The 23,038-nt window shown below is 39.9% G+C and carries 21 protein-coding genes; 6 read left to right on the top strand and 15 right to left on the bottom strand.

Features of this window, described 5'->3' with window-relative positions; all coding sequences use genetic code 11:
• Positions 1 to 12 precede the first annotated feature (12 nt).
• Entirely contained in the window at positions 13 to 930 is a 918-nt protein-coding gene (locus LVD17_RS13675; protein ID WP_233767585.1) for a WD40 repeat domain-containing protein, read from the bottom strand.
• A 67-nt stretch (positions 931 to 997) separates the two neighbouring features.
• Between LVD17_RS13675 and LVD17_RS13670 the strand changes: the two genes are divergently transcribed.
• Together LVD17_RS13670 and LVD17_RS13665 are read left to right on the top strand one after the other, a co-directional pair.
• Positions 998 to 1,630, top strand: coding sequence for a 4'-phosphopantetheinyl transferase family protein (locus tag LVD17_RS13670; protein WP_233767584.1), 633 nt, complete (start codon positions 998 to 1,000; stop codon positions 1,628 to 1,630).
• A 14-nt stretch (positions 1,631 to 1,644) separates the two neighbouring features.
• Complete coding sequence (locus LVD17_RS13665; protein WP_233767582.1) at positions 1,645 to 2,211, top strand: redoxin domain-containing protein; 567 nt, start codon at positions 1,645 to 1,647, stop codon at positions 2,209 to 2,211.
• On the opposite strand, the gene LVD17_RS13660 is transcribed toward LVD17_RS13665, so the two are convergent.
• The 4 genes from LVD17_RS13660 to LVD17_RS13645 form a co-directional block, all read right to left on the bottom strand.
• Entirely contained in the window at positions 2,208 to 3,068 is an 861-nt protein-coding gene (locus tag LVD17_RS13660) for a transglutaminase-like domain-containing protein (protein WP_233767580.1), read from the bottom strand. The two genes, LVD17_RS13665 and LVD17_RS13660, sit on opposite strands and share 4 nt — an antisense overlap.
• Before the next feature lie 129 nt (positions 3,069 to 3,197).
• On the bottom strand, positions 3,198 to 4,823 hold the full coding sequence (locus tag LVD17_RS13655; RefSeq protein WP_233767578.1) for an acyl-CoA carboxylase subunit beta: 1,626 nt from the start codon (positions 4,821 to 4,823) through the stop codon (positions 3,198 to 3,200).
• A 68-nt stretch (positions 4,824 to 4,891) separates the two neighbouring features.
• Positions 4,892 to 5,860, bottom strand: a complete 969-nt coding sequence (locus LVD17_RS13650; RefSeq protein WP_233767576.1) for an MlaD family protein — start codon at positions 5,858 to 5,860, stop codon at positions 4,892 to 4,894.
• A 10-nt stretch (positions 5,861 to 5,870) separates the two neighbouring features.
• Complete coding sequence (locus tag LVD17_RS13645; protein WP_233767575.1) at positions 5,871 to 6,695, bottom strand: N-acetylmuramoyl-L-alanine amidase family protein; 825 nt, start codon at positions 6,693 to 6,695, stop codon at positions 5,871 to 5,873.
• A 43-nt stretch (positions 6,696 to 6,738) separates the two neighbouring features.
• Here LVD17_RS13645 and LVD17_RS13640 point away from each other — a divergent pair, with 43 nt between their 5' ends.
• Positions 6,739 to 9,477 carry a putative LPS assembly protein LptD gene (locus LVD17_RS13640; protein ID WP_233767574.1) on the top strand — a complete coding sequence of 913 codons (2,739 nt, stop codon included), beginning with the start codon at positions 6,739 to 6,741 and terminating at the stop codon, positions 9,475 to 9,477.
• A 92-nt stretch (positions 9,478 to 9,569) separates the two neighbouring features.
• Here the strand turns inward: LVD17_RS13640 and lysS are convergent, their stop codons facing one another.
• Complete coding sequence (lysS, locus tag LVD17_RS13635; RefSeq protein ID WP_233767572.1) at positions 9,570 to 11,303, bottom strand: lysine--tRNA ligase; 1,734 nt, start codon at positions 11,301 to 11,303, stop codon at positions 9,570 to 9,572.
• A gap of 137 nt (positions 11,304 to 11,440) precedes the next feature.
• Entirely contained in the window at positions 11,441 to 12,619 is a 1,179-nt protein-coding gene (locus tag LVD17_RS13630; RefSeq protein WP_233767570.1) for a proline dehydrogenase family protein, read from the bottom strand.
• 186 nt (positions 12,620 to 12,805) lie between these two features.
• Between LVD17_RS13630 and LVD17_RS13625 the strand changes: the two genes are divergently transcribed.
• Both LVD17_RS13625 and aroB read left to right on the top strand, forming a co-directional pair.
• Positions 12,806 to 13,879: a bifunctional 3-deoxy-7-phosphoheptulonate synthase/chorismate mutase type II gene (locus tag LVD17_RS13625; RefSeq protein WP_233767568.1), complete on the top strand. Its 1,074-nt coding sequence runs from the start codon at positions 12,806 to 12,808 to the stop codon at positions 13,877 to 13,879.
• Entirely contained in the window at positions 13,876 to 14,913 is a 1,038-nt protein-coding gene (gene aroB / locus LVD17_RS13620; RefSeq protein ID WP_233767566.1) for a 3-dehydroquinate synthase, read from the top strand. The genes LVD17_RS13625 and aroB overlap by 4 nt, the downstream gene beginning before the upstream one ends.
• Here aroB and LVD17_RS13615 read toward each other — a convergent pair.
• Positions 14,910 to 15,086, bottom strand: a complete 177-nt coding sequence (locus tag LVD17_RS13615) for a hypothetical protein (RefSeq protein ID WP_233767564.1) — start codon at positions 15,084 to 15,086, stop codon at positions 14,910 to 14,912. The genes aroB and LVD17_RS13615 overlap by 4 nt on opposite strands.
• 93 nt (positions 15,087 to 15,179) lie before the next feature.
• Between LVD17_RS13615 and LVD17_RS13610 the strand changes: the two genes are divergently transcribed.
• Positions 15,180 to 16,415, top strand: coding sequence for a 3-phosphoshikimate 1-carboxyvinyltransferase (locus LVD17_RS13610; protein ID WP_233767562.1), 1,236 nt, complete (start codon positions 15,180 to 15,182; stop codon positions 16,413 to 16,415).
• Here the strand turns inward: LVD17_RS13610 and LVD17_RS13605 are convergent.
• The 7 genes from LVD17_RS13605 to LVD17_RS13575 form a co-directional block, all read right to left on the bottom strand.
• Positions 16,404 to 17,189, bottom strand: coding sequence for a helical backbone metal receptor (locus LVD17_RS13605; RefSeq protein WP_233767560.1), 786 nt, complete (start codon positions 17,187 to 17,189; stop codon positions 16,404 to 16,406). The genes LVD17_RS13610 and LVD17_RS13605 overlap by 12 nt on opposite strands.
• A gap of 253 nt (positions 17,190 to 17,442) precedes the next feature.
• The gene (locus LVD17_RS13600; protein WP_233767559.1) at positions 17,443 to 17,967 is read right to left on the bottom strand and encodes a YfiR family protein; all 525 of its coding nucleotides are present in this window, start codon (positions 17,965 to 17,967) and stop codon (positions 17,443 to 17,445) included.
• A gap of 221 nt (positions 17,968 to 18,188) precedes the next feature.
• A complete protein-coding gene (locus LVD17_RS13595; protein ID WP_233767557.1) occupies positions 18,189 to 18,713 on the bottom strand; it encodes a YfiR family protein in 525 nt (174 codons plus the stop codon).
• Between the two features lie 209 nt (positions 18,714 to 18,922).
• Complete coding sequence (locus tag LVD17_RS13590) at positions 18,923 to 19,447, bottom strand: YfiR family protein (protein WP_233767555.1); 525 nt, start codon at positions 19,445 to 19,447, stop codon at positions 18,923 to 18,925.
• An 83-nt stretch (positions 19,448 to 19,530) separates the two neighbouring features.
• Positions 19,531 to 20,601, bottom strand: a complete 1,071-nt coding sequence (locus LVD17_RS13585) for a M42 family metallopeptidase (RefSeq protein WP_233767553.1) — start codon at positions 20,599 to 20,601, stop codon at positions 19,531 to 19,533.
• 12 nt (positions 20,602 to 20,613) lie between these two features.
• Positions 20,614 to 21,312 (bottom strand): SDR family oxidoreductase, encoded by a 699-nt coding sequence (locus LVD17_RS13580; RefSeq protein ID WP_255702586.1) that lies wholly within the window; start codon positions 21,310 to 21,312, stop codon positions 20,614 to 20,616.
• A gap of 4 nt (positions 21,313 to 21,316) precedes the next feature.
• Entirely contained in the window at positions 21,317 to 22,906 is a 1,590-nt protein-coding gene (locus LVD17_RS13575) for an acyl-CoA carboxylase subunit beta (protein ID WP_233767552.1), read from the bottom strand.
• Between the last annotated feature and the right edge of the window lie 132 nt (positions 22,907 to 23,038).

The raw sequence follows: 23,038 nt of genomic DNA, 5'->3' as shown, positions 1-23,038 counted from the left end.
TAAACCAACTTTTCAACTATTAAACTCAATATCCCAGACCGATATTGCCCTGTCATCACTGGCGCTCACCAATAAATCGTTGTACGAGGACCAGAGCAGTTTGTTTACAGAAGTCCCGTGCCCGGCATGCCTCGCTTTATCTATAACTTTCAACAACTTAAAAGCATGAGTATCCCAGATTTTTATGGACTTATCCATGCTACAAGTTACAAAATGTTTACCATCCGGACTAAAATCAAGGTTATTAATCGTATACATATGTGCCACAATGTCTTCCAACTCTATGTAACCCGCCTTGGCATCCCATATCTTCAGGTGTGCATCACGACCGGCGGTTACCAGGAGTTGACCATCAGGGGAATATTTAACAGTGAACACTGAATTTTTATGACCTTCAAGTTCTTTGATAAGCTGGTAATCTTCTAAATTGAATATCCGGACTTTATTATCGCTATACCCCACGGCCATTTCTCCATTTTGCTCATTAATAGCAATGGCTCTTGCACTTTTTGACGGGCCTTCAATCTTATAAATCACCCTCAAACTCGTCAAATCCACCACGGTAACCGTACCAGATGCATCACCCACATACAGGTGATCTCCGAAAGAGTTTACATCAAAAATAGCCTGATCAGTCATTTTCAATGATCCTACTTCCTTTTTGTTCTCCCAGTCTAACAAGTGTATTCCTTCATAGTTATGCCCGGCAATAAGAAGGTTCCTGCTTTTTAAGTAGTGAAGGGCATATACCGAATTGGGTAACTTGGCTATGAGCTGACCATTCTCTGATTCTTTCAGGTTCCAGAATACCACCATACCATCACCTGCTCCGGAAAAAAACAAATGATCATGCCCTGTTCTTTCCAGGGTATAAACACAATCATTATGACCAGTGAAGGTTTTGAGTTTGGAAACGTTAACTTTGCCCATCAATCGTTGTTTGCAAGTTAAAATCTGATTATAAAGCAAAGAAGCAAGTTTTCCAGTCAGTTATCAAATGCCGATACATAAAATAGAAGAAATAAATACAACCCGATACCTAGCGATATGGCATATTGAAGAGAGTATCGAAGAACTCACCATGCTGCTGGATCCGGCAGATACTGATAAAACTATCCTTGACAGCTTCCGAAGTGAGAAAAAGAAGTTTGAATGGCTGGCAGGCAGAGTCTGTATTAAAAGCCTTTGTAAGGTAATGGGCATCTATTACAAAGGGCTGACAAAAAATGCTAACGGCAAACCATTTCTTATAGAAAGCACAGCAGAGGTATCCATGTCCCATTCATACCCTTATGTGGCTGCCATAATTGACAGCATTGAAGATGTGGGCATTGATTTGGAACAGCCAAAAGAAAAACTTCGTAAAGTAGCTCATAAATTCTTGTCTGACCAGGAAGTGGCAGCAGCCAAAAATGATATCAATGCGCTTTGCATCTACTGGTGCGCAAAAGAAACCTTGTATAAAATTTGTGACCAACACATCAGTTTCAGAGAACAAATGGCGGTAAAGGATTTTGAATTGGATAGCCAAGGGTATACGGTTGGCAAAGTAATTGTAAATGATATCGTAAAAAGCTATAAATTAGAATTTAGAATAGAAAAAGATTATATTCTTACTTTCAATCTATAGTGAACCGGAATGTTATGAAAAATTTAATACTCGCAGGTCTTATTGCACTAACGGCTACTTCAGTCCTGGGGCAAAAAATTGACAACTTTACTTTAACTGATGTTAAAACAAAAAAGCAGGTTTCTCTGGCTGATTTTAAAAGTTCTAAGGGTGTTGCAGTCATTTTCACAAGCAATATTTGTCCGTATTCAGTTTATTATGAAGGACGTATTACACAACTAATTTCTGAATTTAAAAGCAAGGGAATACAATTCGTACTTATAAACTCGCATACTGAAGCCAAGGAATCAGAAGCAGAAATGGCCAATAAAATATCAGCCTGGGGTCTGGATGTACCTTACCTGGCAGATAAAGACCAAAAAGTACTTTCCCAGTTTGGTGCCCGTAAAAGTCCGGAAGTTTATTTATTAAAAAACAACGGTAGTTTTTCCGTTTTTTATAATGGAGCAATAGATAACAATCCCCAGGTAGCGACGGATGTTAAAGAGCAACACCTGAAAGAAAATATAAACATGCTTTTACAGGGAAAGCCGGCTAAGCCCGGAGGCCGTCCGATCGGATGTATGGTTAAGAAGGATTAAAGGCCAAGGTCATTACCTTTCGAAACCAACTGCAAAAGTGTTTTAATCTCTTCAGATTTAGAATGATCACCAATCTTGTCGAAAGAATTAACAAGATTTCTCAATGATCTGAGTACAATATCCTGGTTACTACAGGGCTGATAAAAGGTATCCTGCGGATTTATTCTAAGCTCGGCAATGTAGTTATCAATATCTTCCCTGGAGAAAATCAGTCCTCTGTTAAATGCATTGATATAGAACTGGCTGTAGTTCTCATTCTCCGGCTTAAAAGTAAGTATGAAAAGATTCGGCAAATTCACACCATATACAGGCATTTTTAACTTTTGCGCCACAAGCATATAAAGTACGCACAAAGAGATGGGGTTACCTTTTCTACCCTCAAGCACAACATTGATCATTGAATTTCCCGGTGAATGGAAATTTTTAGTATTTGCCCCAAATTTTAATTTGTTAAACAATACACTATTCAGAAGCTTTACCTGATCATATGGATGTATATCGGTTTTAAACTCCAGCCAGGCCTCATAGTAGATTTGCTCCAGGTCCTGCCTCAACTTCTGTAGTTCAAGATCCGGATACTGATAGGTAGCTACAAGCCACATTCCTTCCAGCAGGTCACCTTCCTCATCTTCAAACCACGCTGTAAGCTTACTTTTGAGAATGTCAAACTGGAGCACATGAATCAGGTCTTCTATCCTGCTCTGAACTAACGGATTAAGGTTACTCTCCCACTCTGTTTCGAGAAACGGAATGATCTCTTCTCCCAGTGAAATTATCTTTTCTTCAACATGAGAAATAATCTGAGCATCTTCATCATCCAGCAAAGATACCAAGGCTTTTAGTTCGCTTTCCTGCATATAGTATAATGAATGAAAGGGTTAAAGAATTAGCAATAATCTGCGTTCCTTAACCCGCCATTCCAAAATTTACTAATTTATTCTTTATTAAGTAATTTTTCCTCCCGGAACAATTCACCGTATCCTGCATCAGGTTTGAATTACTCCTACATTAAATTTCTCAACCGGAGCATGATTCGCTGCTTCAATTCCTGTAGAGATCACTTTCCTGGTCTCCAACGGATCAATAATACCGTCGACCCAAAGGCGTGCTGCCGCATAATAAGGACTTAGCTCCTCATTATATTTATCTGTTATTTCTTTTAGCAGGTTATCTTCTTCCTCCTTGGTAATCTCTTTGCCCTGCGCTTTTAAGGTTGCCACTTTAATCTGTAAAAGTGTCTTGGCTGCCGAGGCTCCACTCATTACTGCTATTTGGGCAGTTGGCCAGGCATATATCAGTCGTGGGTCGTAAGCTTTACCGCACATGGCATAATTACCGGCCCCATATGAGTTACCCATTACAATGGTAAATTTCGGTACTGTTGAATTAGCCATGGCATTCACCATTTTAGCTCCATCTTTAATAATTCCGCCATGCTCAGCCTTGCTACCCACCATAAAGCCACTAACATCCTGCAAGAACACTAGTGGTATTTTTCTTTGATTGCAGTTCATAATAAATCTCGCAGCCTTATCTGCAGAATCAGAATAGATCACTCCCCCCATCTGCATCTCTCCTTTTTTCGATTTAACCACTTTACGCTGGTTAGCTACAATACCAACAGCCCATCCATCAATCCGGCCATATCCACAAACTATGGTTTTGCCATATAACTCCTTATATTCATCAAACTCAGAGTTATCAACAAGCCTTTTGATGATCTCAACTGTATCATAAGGTTTTACACGGTCAGCAGGCAAAATACCATAGATCTCTTCCTGACTCTCCTTTGGTAAAGCAGCCTCTATACGATCAAAGCCCGCAATATCAGGATTACCTATTTTATTGAAAATTGATTTTATATAATCCAGACAGGCTTCATCGCTTTCAAACTTATTATCCGTAACCCCGGATATTTCGCAATGTGTGGTAGCTCCTCCGAGAGTTTCATTATCTATATCCTCTCCAACAGCAGCTTTTACCAGGTAAGAGCCTGCCAAAAAAATTGAGCCTGTCTTGTCAACTATCATTGCTTCGTCAGACATAATTGGAAGATAGGCTCCACCAGCCACACAACTTCCCATGATGGCCGCTATCTGCACAATGCCCATGGCAGACATTTTTGCATTATTTCTAAACTGCCTTCCAAAGTGCTCCTTATCAGGAAAAATCTCATTTTGCATGGGGAGAAATACGCCGGCACTATCTACAAGGTAGATAACAGGCAAACGATTCTCCATAGCAATCTCCTGCGCCCTGAGGTTCTTTTTGGCAGTAATAGGAAACCAGGCTCCGGCTTTCACAGTAGCATCATTGGCTACTATCATACATTGCCTGCCCTGAACATGACCAATACCCGTGACAACTCCCGCTGACGGACAGCCCCCTACTTCCTGGTACATACCTTCACCGGCGAGCACGCCCACTTCAAGGAACTCGCTCCCTTTATCAATCAAATAATCAATGCGTTCCCTGGCGGTGAGTTTTCCTTTCTTGTGGTGAGATTCTATCTTCTTCTCTCCACCACCCATTTGAGTTTTTTGAACTTTGGTTTTTAGCTGATATAATAGCTGTTTAAGACTATCTTCGTTTTTATTGAATTCTAAATCCATTCAATTTATGGGGTTTAAATTTTCTGCAATTTAGGTCATCAGGAAAAAAAATCAGCCTCTTACAGCACTTAGTTTTCTTTCTCTTCTTTTCTGGCTGCCTTTCTCCTGTCCCTGGCTATTTTCTCCTTACTCTTACCTAAAGGAGAGAAGAAGTGCTTCGGTTGAGTATCCATATGGATGAGCAGTTTATCCAGGTTCTCAACGGCTTTGTTAAGATTAACATACAGAGAGTCATTGTTAATGAGCTTGCCTAATGTACCATCATTATTTGCAAGCCGTTCAATAGCCTGATTCAATTTAGTCAAAGTAGCATTGGCTTCATTCACAGTCCGGTTGAGCTCGAGGCGTTTCAGAGAATCACTGAAAACAGTAAGGTTGTTTAGCATCGGACGGGTTAACTGCAAAGTAGTATTAAGCTCTTTACCCACCTGATCAAAAGTAGCAGTAATTTCATCAAGGTTTTCCTTTGTACCAGCTATGGTAGAATTTAATAGTATAGGTGTCTTTTGAAAGCCATCCATCATGCGGTTAAGTTTATCGCTGTTACCTGTAAGGTTATCAAGTATCGCATTGATCTTTTTAATAGTAACCTCCAGGCTATTGGCCACGGGCTGGGCGCTTTCTGCCAAAATATCAGCAATACCTCTGTCTAAAACAGCAATTATAGTGTCGCCGGGCTTATGTGGTTCCGTAATGTCGCCGGTACTTAAAAGGATAGATTTGTTACCCAGAAAGTCACCTGTAAGCGTAGCCATGGCCGAATCGCCAAGAATAACATCACCGCTAAGATCAAGCTCGACCAGAATTTGATTCTGTCTGTCCTGAAGAAGGGATATCCTACTTACCCTTCCCACCACAAAGCCATTGACAAAAACAGGATTGGAAACATTGAGACCGTCTACATTTTCATAGATAGCGTAGTACTTATCATTGGATGTAAAAAAATCTATGCCTTTAAGGTAGTTAAACCCTAAATAAAGGATGGCAATGCTAAATACCATAAACAAGCCAACCTTGAGTTCCTTTGATACCGTCACCTATTCGTTTTTAGTTTAATGATTCTATATCGTTTTTGTAATCTCTGAATGCCCTGAATATTCCTGAGGCTATATTTGCTTTAACTGATGAATTATTAAGTTCCTTTTCTTCTGCAGGGTTTGTTAGATAACCAATCTCTACCAATACACTTGGCATGGCTGTTCTCCACAATACCCAAAAACCTGCCTGTTTCACTCCCCTGCTTTTTCTTCCGGCCCTCGTACCGAACTGCTCTTCGATCTTGCTGGCCAGATACAAGCTATTTTCAATATATGCACTTTGAGTCAGTGAAAACAATATATGAGATTCGGGAGAGTTAGGATCAAAACCCTCATACTTTTCTTCATAGCCCTCTTCATAAAGTATTACGGAGTTTTCCCGTTTGGCTACATCAAGATTACCTTCTGTTTTATGAGGCCCCATAACGTAAGTTTCCGTACCATAGATACTGCTCCTGCTTACGGCATTGACATGAACAGATATAAATACATCTGCGTGATTTTTATTAGCTATGTGAGCCCTCTGTTCCAGCTCGACAAATTTATCATCCTTTCTGGTATAAATAACCTTTACATCGGGCAGATACTCCTGTATATACTTCCCTAACTGCAGGGAAACATCGAGCGCTATGTCTTTTTCTTCACTGAAAACACCGTGGGTACCAGGATCATGCCCTCCATGACCAGCGTCTATAACAACCGTCTTCACCGTAAAATCTGATCGTCTTTGCCCGCTTGAAGAAGTTAGCAAGGTTATTGCTAGGAGAAGGAATACAATGGCAATATTCTTCACAATCTTTCGCTTCTTAAAAGTTATTCCGATAACTTTACGCAAAATTGTAAATTTTTCTCTAAAACCGAAAAATAGGTTATATAAATTGGAATCATGCGGCTTTTCGAAGTATAGTTTACTTTGTTTTTTTTGGTTTTTCATCTCCATAGGTTACGCTCAAAATCCTGAACAAAAAATAAATTCCAGTAAGGAACTATTAGGCAAACAAACCTTAGCTGCTGACACTACCATTAACAGTGATAGCACAGCAATAGTTGCAGATTCTTTAGCTGCCGACTCAGTTGCTACTGCACAAGCTCCAGACAGTGACATTGAGACGACCATCAATTATTCTGCCAGAGATTCCATTAACTTTTCAGTTGATTCAAAGATCGTGAAGTTATATGGAGATGCCAAAATTGATTACGGAGCAATTAAGCTGGAAGCCAATCATATTGTAATTGATTACAACAAAAACACATTAACCGCTACGGGCCGCGTAGATTCTTTAGGGAGAAAAATCGGTTACCCTATATTCAAAAATGGTGCAGAGGTCTATGAAACTAAAGACATTACGTATAACTTTAAAACAGGCAGGGCAAGGATAACCGAGGTTGTAACCCAGCAGGGTGAAGGATATCTCCACGGCGAAACAGTATTTAAAAACTCTGAGAACGAGCTGTTTAGCATCGACAATTCATATACTACATGCGACCTGGCCCACCCTCACTACCGCATTAGGGCAAAAAGAACCAAAGCAATACCTGATGATAAGATAGTTTCTGGCCCTTTCCATTTAGAAATCAACGATGTACCAACGCCTTTAGGCTTTTTCTTTGGAATGTTTCCAGCCAAAAACGAAGCTTCATCAGGGATTATTATCCCGTCTTATGGTGAAGAAAGAAGACGCGGATTTTTCCTTAGAGGTGGGGGGTATTTCTTTGATATCAATGAGTATGTAAAGGCGACACTTCGCGGGGACATCTACTCCAAAGGAGGACACGGACTGGACCTGAACACTGTCTATAAAAAAAGGTATGCTTACAACGGTAATTTTAATTTTACTTACACAAAGCTCAAAACCTCGGACAATATTGAAGATAACAGTTCAGCAAACGACTACCGCCTTACCTGGAGCCACTCCCCTGAGTCCAAAGGTACCAGCAGGTTTTCTGCTTCAGTAAATGCAGCTACCTCTACCTATAACCAAAATAATTACCTGGGCTTTGAGGTTGACCAGGCCGATCAAAGGTTAAATAACTTCACCAGAAAATTAAGTTCCAATGTTTCCTACTCCAAAACCTTTCAGGGAACCCCGTTTTCATTGGGACTTAGCATGCGCCACAATCAGGACGTTTCCACAAGACAGGTTGATTTATTATTGCCTTCATTAAGCTTTAATATGGCTAACGTCTACCCTTTTAGGGGGAAATCAGGTGGGGCCAACACCTGGGTTGATAAGATCAACATAAGATACTCTCTGGCCGGAACCAATGAAGTAACGAACAATCTGGGAAGAATAGGATCTGATGCTTCACAAGACAGTATAGCGCCGTTTAATTTTGATACCTTTGGCACGTTTCTTAAAAACTCTGAGAAAGGACTTAAGCATACCATACCATTAAGCACTTCATTTAAAGTATTAAAGTACTTCACTGCTACCCCTTCAATCAGCTACGAAGAAAAGTGGTATTTTGAAAAGTTGCTTTGGGGGCTAGACCCGGACAACCCAAACAATGCCATAGTTGCAGACACCCTTGATGGTTTTAACAGGGTTTACACCTATAGTCTCAGCACTGGCTTTAATACAAGGCTTTACGGCACATATTTTTTCAAAAAAGGTCGTGTGAAGGCCATTCGACATGTAATGAACCCCAGCCTGTCTTTCTCATATCAGCCCGATTTTAGTGACAAGAGTTATGGATACTTTGACAGGGTAATAATTCAGGAAGGCGAAAGAGCCGGAGAGGAGATAGTGAAGTCAAAGTATCAGGGGTTTGTTTATGGCGGCCCCTCTACGGGTGAAAGCGGAACAATTGGCCTTTCCATTAACAACACATTGGAGATGAAAGTCGATTCCAAAAAAGATACCTTGGACCAGGCGGTCAAGGTGCCTATCCTTAACAATTTCGGGCTAAGCACATCATATAATATAGTTGCAGATTCCTTCAAACTATCCAGTATCAGCCTTCGCGCAAACACTTCGGTTTTTAACAAAAAACTTAACATTAACGTCAATGGTACTATCGATCCCTATGTTTACATTTTAGACAGTACTGGGATTAGTTCCAGTGACCAGTCTACTATATATTATCAGCACCGGATAGACCGGTATACCTGGAATAACGGACAGGGTATAGGTCAGCTTTCCAGTGCATCTATAGCCCTAAGTACAAATTTAAGTGCAAAAGGAAGGGAAAGTGATGCCAAAACAACAGACAGAATTAACGATTCGGCGCTCAACGAAGAAGACAAAAGGTTTCTGCTTAATGATCCGGGCAACTATATAGATTTTAGTATACCATGGAATTTACGTGTAAACTATAGCCTGAATTATTCGAAGCAAGGTTTTAAAGAGGCCTCCATTACCCAAACCCTAAGGCTATCCGGTGATTTTTCCCTAACAGATAAATGGAAAGTAACCTTTAATACGGGATATGACTTTGAAAAGAAAGATGTAACACCTACCACCCTGGGAATTTCCAGAGACCTGCATTGTTGGGAGATGAACCTCAACTGGACACCTTTCGGTGTTTATACAAACTATAACTTTGTGATTAGGGTCAAGTCATCCTTACTCCAGGATCTAAAGCTTAACAGGACAAGAAGCTTCTACGATAACTAGTAGGTACGGTCTGATAATGGCGAACACGGACAGCCATAAAAAAGAGCAGCTCTCTAAGAAAGCTGCTCTTTTAGACATATTCTTTAACAGATTCAGGCTTCAACCCATCCTTTCACCTCTTCGATATCAGGATTTTTAACATCATTTAGCTTCATTTTCTTTCTCATCCCGCAAACATCGTTAAAGAGTTTATTAGGATTTGACTCTTTTAGCTGCTTAATCGTAGTGATGCCTAATTTCTGAACGATCGGAATCAATTCTTCTCTAACACCAGCCTTCTTATAATCTTCAGTTGTTGCTACTTTAGCCTTCTTCTCAGGTCGTAACTGAGGGAAGAAGAGCACATCCTGAATAGAATTTGAGTTGGTCATTATCATGCTCAACCTGTCAATGCCTACCCCTAAGCCAGCCGTAGGAGGCATACCATACTCCAGAGCACGTAAAAAGTCCTCATCAAGTGTCATTGCTTCTTCATCTCCACGCTTACCTAGCTCCAGTTGCTCCTCAAATCTCTTCCTCTGATCAATGGGGTCATTCAACTCTGAGAACGAATTGCAAATTTCTTTACCATTGGCGATAGCTTCAAAACGCTCAACCAAACCTTCCTTAGTACGGTGCTTCTTTGCCAGAGGTGACATCTCCACAGGATAGTCAGTAATAAATGTGGGTTGGATCAACTGCCCTTCACACTTCTCCCCAAAAATCTCATCGATTAGCTTCCCCTTGCCCATTGTTTCATCCACAGGTACATTCAACTCCTTAGCGGTCTTCCGAAGCTCAGTTTCATCCATTTCAGAAATATCTATGCCGGTAAAATGCTCTATGGCCTCAAACATCGTAAAGCGCTTCCATGGTCTCTTGAAATCAAGCACATTGCTACCAACCTGTACCTTAGTGGTACCATGAAGATCCATAGCCACCTTCTCAATCATCTCCTCTACAAGGTCCATCATCCAGTTATAATCTTTATAGGCCACATACAGTTCCACCTGAGTAAATTCCGGATTATGAAACCTCGACATGCCCTCATTCCTGAAGTCCTTCGAAAATTCATAAACCCCATCAAAACCACCCACAATCAATCTTTTGAGGTATAACTCATTGGCAATACGCAGATACAAGGTCATGTCAAGCGTATTGTGGTGGGTCTTAAAGGGCTTGGCTGCGGCTCCTCCGTAAAGCGGTTGGAGTATCGGGGTCTCCACCTCAAGATAACCTCGTTCATTAAGGTACTCCCTCATGGAATTGACAAGCTTAGTCCTTTTAATAAAAGTATCTTTCACTTGTGAGTTGACAATTAAATCAACATAACGCTGCCTATATCTTAACTCAGGATCTGAAAATGCATCATGCTTTACAATATTTCCGTCCTCATCTTTTGTCTCTTTTACTATAGGGAGTGGTCTTAAAGACTTTGACAGTACTTTGAGTTCAGTAACATGAATAGATATCTCGCCTGTCTGCGTGGTAAAGACATAACCCTTCACACCAATAATATCACCAATATCGAGAAGCTTTTTAAATACTGTATTATAAAGATTTTTATCTTCACCCGGGCAAATATCATCTCGTCTTACATATATCTGAACCCGACCGGTGGAATCCTGGATTTCGGCAAAAGCAGCGGACCCCATAATTCTCCTGCTCATTAAGCGACCTGCAATGGAAATGTTCTTATAGTCAATCTTCTGCTTTTCATAATTTTCATGAATTTCCTTAGCTGAAACATTGACATGATATAACTCTGACGGATACGGATCTATACCCAGCTCTTCCAGTTTTTTTCTGGCATCTCGTCTTACGATTTCCTGTTCGCTTAACTGCATAGTATTATTAATTACCTTTAAAACTTAATAAGCCGCAAAGATAGATGAAAGATATCAGAAATGATATTGTTTTGTCCAATTGCACCTGTTCAGGGCATATAAAACGACCTGAAAGGTTGGGAAAGAATTCCTGTTTATCAGTCCTCTCTCCTTCTGAGTTCCTTTCTGATCAGAGATAATTCACGGCTGCTTTGACCTGCTACAGAAGTATTTTCTTCTGCACGCCTAAATAAATAAGGCATTACCGAATTTACCGGGCCATAAGGAACATACTTGGCAACATTATACCCTGCCTTAGCAAGGTTAAAAGATATGTTGTCACTCATTCCGTAAAGTTGAGCAAAGCACACTCTTGGATCATCATTATTCATGCTATGCTTCTCCATGAGCAGAGCCAGGTAGTAGTTGCTATATTCATTGTGAGAGCCACAAACCAGGCTTATTCTTTGTTTGTTATCAATACAAAAAACCAATGCCTGATTGAACTGGTTATCGGTAGCCTCCTTAGTTGGTTGGATCGGGCTTGGATATCCCATATCTTCCGCTCTCTCTCGTTCTTTTTCCATGTAAGCACCTCTTACCAATTTAGCACCCAGGTAGTAGTTATGCATGGCAGCATAATGGAAAGCCTTACGTAAATTGTCCAGCATATTTACGCGATACATTTGAAAAGTATTATAAACAATTGCTTTTTGCTGGTTATACCTCGCCATCATATCATACGCAAGCACATCAATGGCGTCCTGTATCCAGGAATCTTCTGCATCTATTAGAACAGGAACATCTGATTCATAAGCATATTTACAAACTTCATCTATACGATTTTTGATTCGTTCATAGGCGGCTTTCTCTCCTTCACTAAGTGCTGTGCCTTCCTGAATTTTTTGAAAAAGTGCTGAGCTACCTAGCCCTGTAGGTTTAAAAACGCAAAATGGAATATGTCTTGATTCTTTTGCTTTGGTGATAGTCCTTATAACCTCTTCTTTCGTATCATCGAAACAATGCTCATTCTCCTCCCCTTCTACCGAATAATCCAGTATAGTACCTATCCCATAGGTAGCGAGTTCATTGATCGTCTCCTGACTTTCTTCGATATTTTCTCCTCCACAAAAGTGATCAAAGACAGTATTCTTTATAATTCCTTTTATGGGGAGATGTAGTTTGAGTGCGAACTTCACCGAACCTGTAGCAATCTTAGACATAAAAGGATTATTAACTACAGAAAACATGAGGTTAGCTTTTCTTAGGGCTTTATTTGACTTGGCTTCAAAAGCTACTGAAGTATCGTCAAAAGAGATGTTAGATTTTAACTGCATAGGGGATTTTAAATTCTCGGCTACAAATATATAAATTAACCATTTACGTCCTGTTTTTTTATTTTTTAAATATCTTTAATCCATCAAAAAAGCGCTGGATTATACTAGTCTGACCCCGAACCGGACCAGGTCTGTCGAAACCGATTGCGGATCCGTACAGAAGGCCATAAATCGTACAGAAAAAAGATGAAAAAAGATGAATGGATAGGCAGGTTTCAGAAGCCGTGGATCATCGCAGGGCCTTGCAGTGCTGAATCTGAAGAGCAACTGCTAAAGACGGTGAAGGCGGTAGCTGCTCTGGGCATTGAAGTAATACGTGCCGGCGTATGGAAGCCGAGAACACGCCCAAACTCTTTCGAAGGGATCGGAATAAAAGCGCTGGAATGGATCCAAAGAATCAAAAAGGAGTGCAAGGTCAAATTCATTACTGAAGTTGCCAGTGCTCAGCATGTGGAACTTGCCCTAAAGTATGATCTGGATATGGTATGGATTGGAGCCAGAACAACAGTCAATCCATTTACGGTACAGGAGATAGCTGACGCACTAAAAGGAAGTACCCTTCCTGTTTTAGTTAAAAACCCGGTTAATCCCGATCTGGCCTTATGGATGGGAGCGATTGAAAGAATAGCAAATACAGGCCTTACTGAAATTGGAGCGATCCACCGAGGATTTTCTTCTTTCAGGAAGTCTAAATACCGCAACGAACCAGTCTGGCAGATCCCTGTTGAACTGAAAGCCAGCATCCCGCACATACCTCTTATCTGCGATCCAAGTCATATAGGAGGCAGCCGTAGTATGATCTATGATATTTCTCAAAAAGCACTTGATATGGGATATGATGGCTTAATGATAGAAACCCACCCGGACCCCGACAATGCTTTAAGCGACTCTAAACAACAGATAACGCCCGAGCAATTAAAAGATATAAAACACAAACTGAGAATAAGGCAGACTACTTCTGATAATGTATTATTCAAAACAAAACTTGAAGAATTAAGGAATAAAATTGACAGTGTAGATCACGATCTCATTGAAACATTATCGATCCGAATGAAACTGATAGAACAGATTGGTGAATATAAAAAAGAAAATAATGTAACTATATTTCAACTGGAAAGATGGAACGAGATCATTAAAACCCGGCCTCAATGGGCGGAAGCCCTCGATCTGCGCAAAGAATTTATTGAAGAAATTTATAAACAGATCCATTCCGAATCGTTAAGAAACCAAACAGAAATACTGAACAAACAAAAACCGTGACTTTAAACCATATTATTATTACCAGCAACACTCCGGAGACTATTAACAACATCCTTAAGCAGGAGAATTATAGTAAAATTGCAGTTTTAGTGGATGAGAATACATTTGCGCATTGTTATCCCACACTCAGAGACAACTTACCGGAACATACACTGATACAAATAAAAAGTGGCGAGATAAACAAAACGTTAGACACATGTACCCATGTATGGCAGGAATTGACAGATCAAAGTTTTGACAGAAAATCATTGTTGATTAACCTGGGTGGCGGGGTAATAGGAGATCTGGGTGGCTTCTGCGCCGGAACCTATAAGAGAGGTGTCGATTTCATAAATATTCCCACTACGCTACTCTCTCAGGTTGATGCCAGCGTTGGTGGTAAGTTAGGAATAGACTTTAATGGTTTAAAAAATCATATTGGCTTGTTTAGAGAACCTAAAAATATATTGATAGACCTGAACTTTCTGAGCACACTCCCAAAAAGAGAGATAAGGTCTGGTTTTGCTGAAATTATAAAGCATCATTTAATATCAGATAAAGCCGGATGGAATAATTTAAAAAGTAATAGTTTCGATAACCTGAACTGGTCTGCATTGGTACCACATTCAGTTCAAATCAAATATAAGATAGTGGCAGAAGATCCTTATGAAGGTGGTCTAAGAAAAGCTTTAAATTTTGGACATACCATTGGTCATGCAGTAGAAAGCTATTTGTTGAACAACGATAGAGCAATCCTGCACGGTGAGGCAGTCGCGGTGGGTATGATTTGTGAAACATACCTAAGTTTTAAGAGAAAACTAATTTCGAAAGCGGAATTACATGATATTACAGATTACATCCGTAGCATCTATGACAAAGTTCAATTATCAGACAAGGACAGAGAGCACATATGCGGCTACCTGATGCAGGACAAAAAAAACAGGGGCAGCAACGTTCTGGCTGCACTTCTTAATGGAGTTGGCAATGTGGAATGGGACCAGTCTCTTAGCAAAGAAGAATCATTGGACTCACTGGCCTTTTATGACAAGTTCTAAATATAAAATGCATCTGATTCGTCGTATTGATCGGTGATATTTGTATTTGGTTTTTCGTATTTTCTGGAAATGTATTGTCTGGTCTTTTTGCCAGTACGTCCCGTCGCTACCACTGCAAACACAGCTCCTGCGGCTAATCCAAGCGCTAAAGCCAACTTTCTTCTTATTCTCATTTTTTAGACAATTTTCAACAACTACTACATAAAGTGTACCAACTTATGTTTTTAAGCGATTTTCAATTAATATTGTTCTAAACAAATCTGCAAATGTCATTCAGAAATCATACACTTCAAATAGAGAAAAAAAGCACTATAGCTTCAACTGTTATTGAACTACCCGCATCAAAAAGCATTGCTAACAGAGCTTTAATATTAGACGCTCTGGCCGGAAGAAAGTCACACCTTACAAACATTTCAGAAGCACGCGATACTGAGACAATGCAAAGATTGCTGGGATCAGACACCCCAATCTGGGATGTACTTGACGCCGGTACTACCATGAGGTTTTTAACGGCTTATACAGCAGTTACCGAATCAAAAACACTTACTGGCACGAAACGCATGCAAGAGCGTCCCATCAAAATATTAGGTGACTCGCTAAGAGAATTAGGTGCTGACATTGAATATCTGGCAAAGGATGGTTACCCTCCTCTTAAAATAAATCCAATAAAAAGTCAACTGACAAATAAAATAGTCATAAGAGGAGATATTAGCAGCCAATATATCTCAGCACTTATGATGATAGCGTCAGCTCTTCCCAATGGCCTTGAAATTGAACTAACCGGGCACATCGGCAGTAAGCCATACATAACTATGACTTTGGCCGTAATGAAAGCATTTGGTATTGAGGCCAACTGGCATGACCATATCATACAAATTCCTCATCAGAAATACAAGGCCACTGACTATCAGATTGAACCTGACTGGTCTGCGGCCAGCTATTGGTACAGCTTTGTAGCGCTGAGCAGCGATGCCTATATTACACTTAAAGACCTGAAGGACAACTCCATACAGGGAGACCGAAAAATAGCCGATTATATGATACAACTTGGTGTGAACACTACGTTCACACATGAGGGCGCGGAGCTAACCAAATGTGAGCATCAACAGGACGTTGCATTTGACTTTACTGATTGTCCTGATATGGCGCAAACTGTTGCTGTTGTTTGCGCTGCCAAAGGAATAGCATGTGAAATGACCGGACTTGAGAGTTTACGCATAAAGGAAACTGACCGCATTCTGGCCTTGCAAAATGAACTCGCAAAATTTGGAGCTGAATTAAGGGAAGAAGCTGGCACATGGACAGTGGTACCATCCACTCATGAAATAAAGTCAGCTTTATTGGAATTTGACACCTATCACGACCATCGCATGGCTATGGCTTTCGCACCTTTAAGTACACTTACCTCCATAAGAATTAAAGATCCGGAAGTTGTCAAGAAGTCGTATCCCGGCTACTGGCGAGATATGACAAAAGCAGGATTTAAAATATCAGAGTTGTAACTGGTTAAAATATCCTACAGCCTCTATTAACCGGCTGCCATACCAGGAAAACATTTCACCATCTACTATGCGAATCTCAGCAGAAGGGCATATACTCTGAAATTTATTAATATGCTTGTCTTTGAAAGGGAAAGGCTCTGAAGATAAAAGGATGAGATCTGGCTGAAGTGATGCTATCTCATCCCAGGTTAACTCCGGATAACGATCCAGTCCTGCAGCCAGGTTTCTTAAGCCCAGCTTCACTATCATTTCATTGATAAAGGTATTGCCTCCAACAACTATATATGGGTTTTGCCAGATAAAATAAAGTACCTTTTTCGGCGTTTGTTTTTTCAGCTCTCTAAACCCATCAACAATTCTGCCTTGGATTTCAACTGCTTTGCTTTCAGTTCCGGTGATCTTCCCTAAGGATACTATCATTTCCAGCGCATCCTCAAAGGTGGCAATATCGCTCATCCAAACAGGATATTTCTCTCTGAGCTTTTCTATACCCTCCTTATAATTCTCCTCTTTGTTGCCGATAATGAGATCAGGTTGGAGGTTATCAATTTTAGCAAAATTAAATTTCTTGGTTCCTCCTATTTTTATTTTCTCCTTTACCAAAGAAGAGGGGTGAACACAGAATTTGGTAACACCAATGATCTGTTCATTCAAGCCAAGATCAAATAATAATTCTGTTTGAGATGGAACCAGGGATATGATCCTGGGATTGCGAGGTATTGTTACCTCGCAGCCCATTTGATCATAAGTCGTTTGAGATGGGACACCTTGCATAGCGCAAAGGTATCTCTTAGATAGGAATATTAAAAAATACCATAAAAGACTCGTTATGGTGTCCTACAAAAAGTAGGTATCGCAAATGGTAAAGGACTTGCCCTTACCATATTTAGTCAATCTCTTTATTTTTTCCACCTAGTTGTTTCCGACCTTCCACTAATGTTAAACCTAATCACCGAACCTTTTGCATTATCGGTAATATGAAAACATCGAAAACATAGAGATTAGCTAATCGATACCTGTTGTCCTTTTAAATCAGGATAGCCATGCTTGAAAGCTGACCTGATACCTTTAATCTTGAAGCTTCAATAGCTTTCTGATTAAGTTCAAATGCCAATTTATCATTGACCGTTCTGAAGTTGATGCCACTTCCTTTTTCTCCTAAGCCCGCTTTATCAGTGATCAGTAAAGTAGACGCTGAGGATACTTTGGATTTAATCGCATCAAATTCTTTGCTACTCCCTTTGGCTACATAGAGAATCTCACAATTGGAGATCTCAGCCAAAGAATTAAATTTCTTTACGGTAAACTTTTTGTTACCTCTAAGCTTTCCTCCATACCAAGAGTTCAAAGTCGCATACACCTCATCATCACCAATTACTCCGATAACAAAGGCGTCTCCTCCATTAGCTTCCGGCCACTGGATGTACTTGATAAAATTGTAAATCATCATCGAGTGGATTTCATGAATAGGTCGTTCCTGTGCCTGTACTGGCAAAACAAGAATAGCTGCTAAAAAAACAGGAAGTAAAACTTTAGTTGTAAACTTCATCATAAAAATAGTTTGTTTTATTACAACTACAACTTACAAACCCAGTGCCAAAATATTTCAGTCCAAAAAATAGCGTTAGAAGCCACCAAAACAGGTTTTATTGAAACACTGCAGTTTTGAACACCACTCAATTCATCCCAATCTGATAAAAATTTTACCACATTGGGAAAGAAAACTAAAGATTTGCATAAGTTAATGTAAAAAACTTACATACGTATAAAGCACTAAATTAACTTAGCAATAGAGGTAAGCTGACTTGACACTTTCAAATTAGCTGCATCAAGAGCTGACTGGTTCAACTCAATGGAAAGTTTATTTCCTTCTGTGACGAAGTTAATGCCACTGCCTTCTTTCCCAAGTCCTGGCTTGTCGGTGATCAACAAGGTAGAGGCCCCTCCAAGCTTGGCTTTGATATCATCGAACTGCTTACTGTTTCCCTTACCCACATACAGTATGTGACAATTCTGAATATCTGATGGTGAGCTGAATTTTTTAATAACAAATTTCTTATTCCCCCTCTCCTGTCCACCATACCATGTATTTAAGGTATTATAGACATCATCACTCCCTATAACTGCAACTATAAAATCCTGAGAAGGCTGATAACCGGGCCATTGGATATACTTCGTAAAGTTATAGATCATCATGGCATGAATTTCATGTATCGGACGATTTTGCGAGTATCCAAATAGTGGCACTAATAAAAATGCAAATAGCATTGCGCATGTAATAAATATTGATCGTTTCATACATTTAAAAAATTAAAAGATTCGCAAAATATCTATCAAAATAATAATGGTGAATCAAAAAATAGGCCGAAAAATATCTATAAGGTAATCATTTAAAATGACATTAACCAATTCTCATTTACACAAGCGTTTCCTAAAACTATTGATTTTCTAAAATAAAAAAGCCCAATAATAGATATTATTGGGCTTCACATAAGTATTATGATTTTCTAAATCAAAATCGCCATAGAAGTTAATTGACTCGAAATTTTCAAATTTGATTTCTGTATAGCCGCTTGATTTAATTCAAACTTTAACCTGTTATCTACTACTTTAAAGTTTATGCAACTTCCTTTTGCTCCTAATCCATTTTTATCAGTAACAGTGAGCGTTGATTGGTCTTGCACCCTGGCCTGCACTTCATCAAATTGATTACTAGCAGACTTGCCAATATATAGAAGTTGACAACCACTAATTTCCGATGGAGAGGTAAACTTTTTAATGGTAAATGTTTTATCTCCCCTGGTTTTGTTTCCATACCATGCATTTAGGGTGTTAAAAACATTGTCATCCCCCATAACTCCAATTACAAAATCACCAGAGTTCTGGTCACCAGGCCACTGGACATACTTTAAGAAATTGTATATCATCATAGAGTGCAGCTCATGCTCAGGCCTGTCTTGAGCATAAGTCCCTGCCGACATAGACATACCTATGATTACTAATAAAACATAGATGTTAAAAATCCTTCTCATTGATTTTAGGGCGTTTATATTTAAAAAAATGATCCACAAAGATAGTCAAAATCATAATTCGTAATGCCGAAATCAGCTTTTTCTCACATGATATACCTGAAGTCATGCCCGCTTTTTAGCTTTAACAGGAAGTGATACATGAGTTTTATTACGTTTTCAATATCATCTTTATGTGCAGTTTCTACAGTAGTATGCATATACTTTAAGGGTAATGATATTAACGCTGAAGCCACCCCGTCATTGGAATAAGCAAAAGCATCTGTATCTGTGCCGGTAGCTCTGGAGGCAGCTGCCCTCTGGAAAGGTATTTTGCTGTCATTAGCAACCTCTATTATCATCTTAAGCAAATTATTTTGTACTGCAGGCCCATAAGTAAGAACTGGCCCCTTGCCAGCCTTCTGCAAACCACTCTCAATCTTACTGTACATAGGAGAAGAGGTCTCATGACACACGTCTGTAACGATCGCAAGGTTAGGCTTTATTCTTTCTGCTATCATTTCTGCACCTCTCAAACCAACTTCCTCCTGGACAGCATTTACTATATATAACCCAAATGGGAGTTCTTTTTTCTCCTCCTTCAGCCTTCTGGCTACTTCAGCGATCATAAATCCTCCAATTCGGTTATCCAGGGCACGACCAACCAGAAACTTCTGATTTAATTCCATTAATTCGTCATCAAAAGTCATGACACAACCGACATGCACGCCAAGTTCTTCAACTTCGGTTTTACTTTGACATCCAACATCTACGAAAATGTTCTTCATCGATGGCTTCTCTTCATTTTCTTTATTCCTCACATGAATTGCCGGCCAACCGAAAACACCCTTCACAATGCCTTTATCTGTATAAATGTTAACTCTTTTTGAAGGAGCTATCTGGTGATCTGACCCACCATTTCTGGTCACATAAATATACCCCTCATCCGTAATGTAGTTAACAAACCATGAGATTTCATCTGCATGTGCTTCAATCACCACCTTATATTCAGCCTCAGGGTTGATTACACCAACAACAGACCCATAGGTATCCGTAAAATAACTATCAATATATGGTCTGATATATTCCAACCATATTTTTTGCCCTGATGACTCAAAACCTGTAGGTGATGAGTTGTTCAAATATTCTTCTAAAAATTCTTGACTCTTCTTATCCATTATCTAAATCTGTTAAACTGACCGTGTTAATCCTCCATCAATTTTGATATTCTGCCCAGTGATATAAGCTGCTTCATCTGATGCTAAAAAAGCTACAGTCTTTGCTACTTCTTTTACAGTACCTGCTCTCTTCAAAGGAATACTTTGAAGGATCTTGTCATCAACATCATAGCTATCAATAAACCCAGGAAGTAGATTATTCATTCTTATATTATCTCCAGCATACTTATCGGCATATAACTTCATATAGCTGCCAAGACCAGCCCTTAATACCGAAGAAATAGGAAAACTGGCGGACGGTTCAAAAGCAGCAAAAGTAGAAATATTTACAAAAACTCCCCCTCCCTGTCGTTGCATTATGGGCGTAACAAGCTTAGCCATTTTGGAGACATTCAAAAGCACTAGGTTCAGCCCATGATGCCAGTCCTCTTCAGATAATTCCAATAAGTCTCCCTTTGCAGGGTGGCCTGTATTGTTAATAACAACATCTATTCTACCAAACTCACCCAGTGTTGTATTTACCAGTTTCTTTAAATCTTCTTTCTCCGTCACCGAACCTTGCAAGCCCAATCCCCCGAGTTCGGCAGCCAGATCAATGGCACCCTGAGATCGTGACATTAGGACAACACTATAACCCTGATGAGAAAGTTCGCGGGCGCATGCCGCTCCCATGCCTTTTCCTGCAGCTGTTATTATTGCAACTTTACTCACTATATTAAAGGGGAATGTTACCGTGTTTCTTTTTTGGTAACGTTGCTACTTTATTCTCGAGCATTTTAAACGCCTTCATAAGCTTGGCCCTGGTTTCTTCGGGCATAATCACCTCATCAATATACCCACGATGCGCTGCTCTATATGGATTTGCAAATTTTTCCGTATAGTCATCGACTTTTTCCTGGAGTTTAGCCTCCGGATCTCCGGCCTCAGCTATCTCTCTTTTGAATATTATTTCAGCAGCTCCCTTAGCACCCATAACGGCAATTTCGGCCGTGGGCCAGGCATAATTCATATCTGCCCCAATGTGCTTGGAGTTCATCACATCATAGGCCCCACCATAAGCCTTGCGGGTGATAACAGTAATCCTTGGAACGGTTGCCTCACTAAAGGCATAAAGGAGTTTTGCACCATTTGTTATAATGCCGTTCCACTCCTGATCAGTTCCCGGCAAAAATCCAGGTACATCTTCAAGAACCAATAAAGGAATATTAAAACAATCACAGAACCTGACAAACCTTGCTCCTTTTGTACTGGCATCAATATCCAATACACCAGCCAGGGAGGCCGGCTGATTCCCTACGACTCCAATACTTCTGCCTCCAATTCTGGCAAAACCAACAACAATATTCTCAGCAAAATTCTTATGAACCTCCATGAAGCTATCAGTATCTACCAAGGCTTCTATCACTTCTCTCATATCATAAGGCTGGTTAGGATTATCAGGTATGATATCATTAAGCGCCTGTACAATCTCGTCCGAATCACTCTCATAAGCATCTACCGGAGCATCATCCTCACAATTTTGAGGCATGTAACTAAGAAGTTTCTTAATATCGTTAATACAGGCTACTTCATTGGGGCATGCAAAGTGAGTAACACCGCTTTTAGAGCTATGAGCACTGGCTCCACCCAGTTCTTCCGCTGTAACCGTCTCCTGAGTTACTGTTTTAACAACATTAGGCCCGGTAACAAACATGTAAGATGTATTTTCTACCATAAGTATAAAGTCCGTAATTGCCGGAGAATATACAGCTCCACCTGCACAAGGCCCCATAATAGCCGATATTTGTGGTACTACTCCGGATGCCAGCGTATTTCTGTAAAAAATATCTGCATAACCTCCAAGAGAAACTACTCCTTCCTGAATACGTGCTCCGCCAGAGTCATTCAACCCGATTACCGGAGCTCCATTTTTCATGGCCAAGTCCATGATTTTCACAATCTTCTCCGCGTGAGTCTCAGAAAGAGACCCTCCAAAAACGGTAAAATCCTGAGAAAACACATATACCAACCGGCCATTTACAGTACCGTAACCGGTAACCACGCCATCACCCGGGTAATATTCTTTATCCAGACCAAAGTCCTTACAGCGGTGCATCACAAACTTTCCTATCTCTTCAAACGAACCTTCATCAAGAAGCAAATGCACACGCTCACGAGCGGTTAATTTGCCCTTTTTGTGTTGAGATTCTATTCTTTTCTCTCCACCTCCAAGTAAGGCTTCTTTATTTTTATCCTTCAAAAGAGTAAACTTCTCTTTTTTGGTTGGTAATGTGTAGATAGGCTTTTTCTGTTTGTTATTCTCCATTCCTTGATGTTTTTATGAGAATTTCAAAGATAAATAAATTGGAACGGATTCAAGTGTTTATCAACTTTTTTCAACCAGCTATAAGTGTTTGGAAAAATATCTTCGTAGCATATTTGCTATGCCACCTGATTA

Origin of the sequence: Fulvivirga ulvae (assembly GCF_021389975.1) — a bacterium.
Classification (GTDB): domain Bacteria; phylum Bacteroidota; class Bacteroidia; order Cytophagales; family Cyclobacteriaceae; genus Fulvivirga; species Fulvivirga ulvae.
The sequence above is the reverse complement of the archived record's forward strand: the minus strand, read 5'-3'. Positions and strand labels throughout refer to the sequence as shown.

Bases quoted from the DNA above. Each gene is read 5' to 3' on its own strand.
- LVD17_RS13665 (WP_233767582.1), top strand. From the start codon at position 1,645: ATGAAAAATTTAATACTCGCAGGTCTTATTGCACTAACGGCTACTTCA.
- LVD17_RS13660 (WP_233767580.1), bottom strand. From the start codon at position 3,068: ATGCAGGAAAGCGAACTAAAAGCCTTGGTATCTTTGCTGGATGATGAA.
- LVD17_RS13605 (WP_233767560.1), bottom strand. From the start codon at position 17,189: ATGCAAGGTGTCCCATCTCAAACGACTTATGATCAAATGGGCTGCGAG.
- LVD17_RS13600 (WP_233767559.1), bottom strand. From the start codon at position 17,967: ATGATGAAGTTTACAACTAAAGTTTTACTTCCTGTTTTTTTAGCAGCT.
- LVD17_RS13575 (WP_233767552.1), bottom strand. From the start codon at position 22,906: ATGGAGAATAACAAACAGAAAAAGCCTATCTACACATTACCAACCAAA.
- LVD17_RS13630 (WP_233767570.1), bottom strand. From the start codon at position 12,619: ATGCAGTTAAAATCTAACATCTCTTTTGACGATACTTCAGTAGCTTTT.
- lysS (WP_233767572.1), bottom strand. From the start codon at position 11,303: ATGCAGTTAAGCGAACAGGAAATCGTAAGACGAGATGCCAGAAAAAAA.
- LVD17_RS13615 (WP_233767564.1), bottom strand. From the start codon at position 15,086: ATGAGAATAAGAAGAAAGTTGGCTTTAGCGCTTGGATTAGCCGCAGGA.
- LVD17_RS13675 (WP_233767585.1), bottom strand. From the start codon at position 930: ATGGGCAAAGTTAACGTTTCCAAACTCAAAACCTTCACTGGTCATAAT.
- LVD17_RS13590 (WP_233767555.1), bottom strand. From the start codon at position 19,447: ATGAGAAGGATTTTTAACATCTATGTTTTATTAGTAATCATAGGTATG.
- LVD17_RS13655 (WP_233767578.1), bottom strand. From the start codon at position 4,823: ATGGATTTAGAATTCAATAAAAACGAAGATAGTCTTAAACAGCTATTA.
- LVD17_RS13625 (WP_233767568.1), top strand. From the start codon at position 12,806: ATGAAAAAAGATGAATGGATAGGCAGGTTTCAGAAGCCGTGGATCATC.
- LVD17_RS13670 (WP_233767584.1), top strand. From the start codon at position 998: ATGCCGATACATAAAATAGAAGAAATAAATACAACCCGATACCTAGCG.
- LVD17_RS13610 (WP_233767562.1), top strand. From the start codon at position 15,180: ATGTCATTCAGAAATCATACACTTCAAATAGAGAAAAAAAGCACTATA.
- LVD17_RS13595 (WP_233767557.1), bottom strand. From the start codon at position 18,713: ATGAAACGATCAATATTTATTACATGCGCAATGCTATTTGCATTTTTA.
- LVD17_RS13585 (WP_233767553.1), bottom strand. From the start codon at position 20,601: ATGGATAAGAAGAGTCAAGAATTTTTAGAAGAATATTTGAACAACTCA.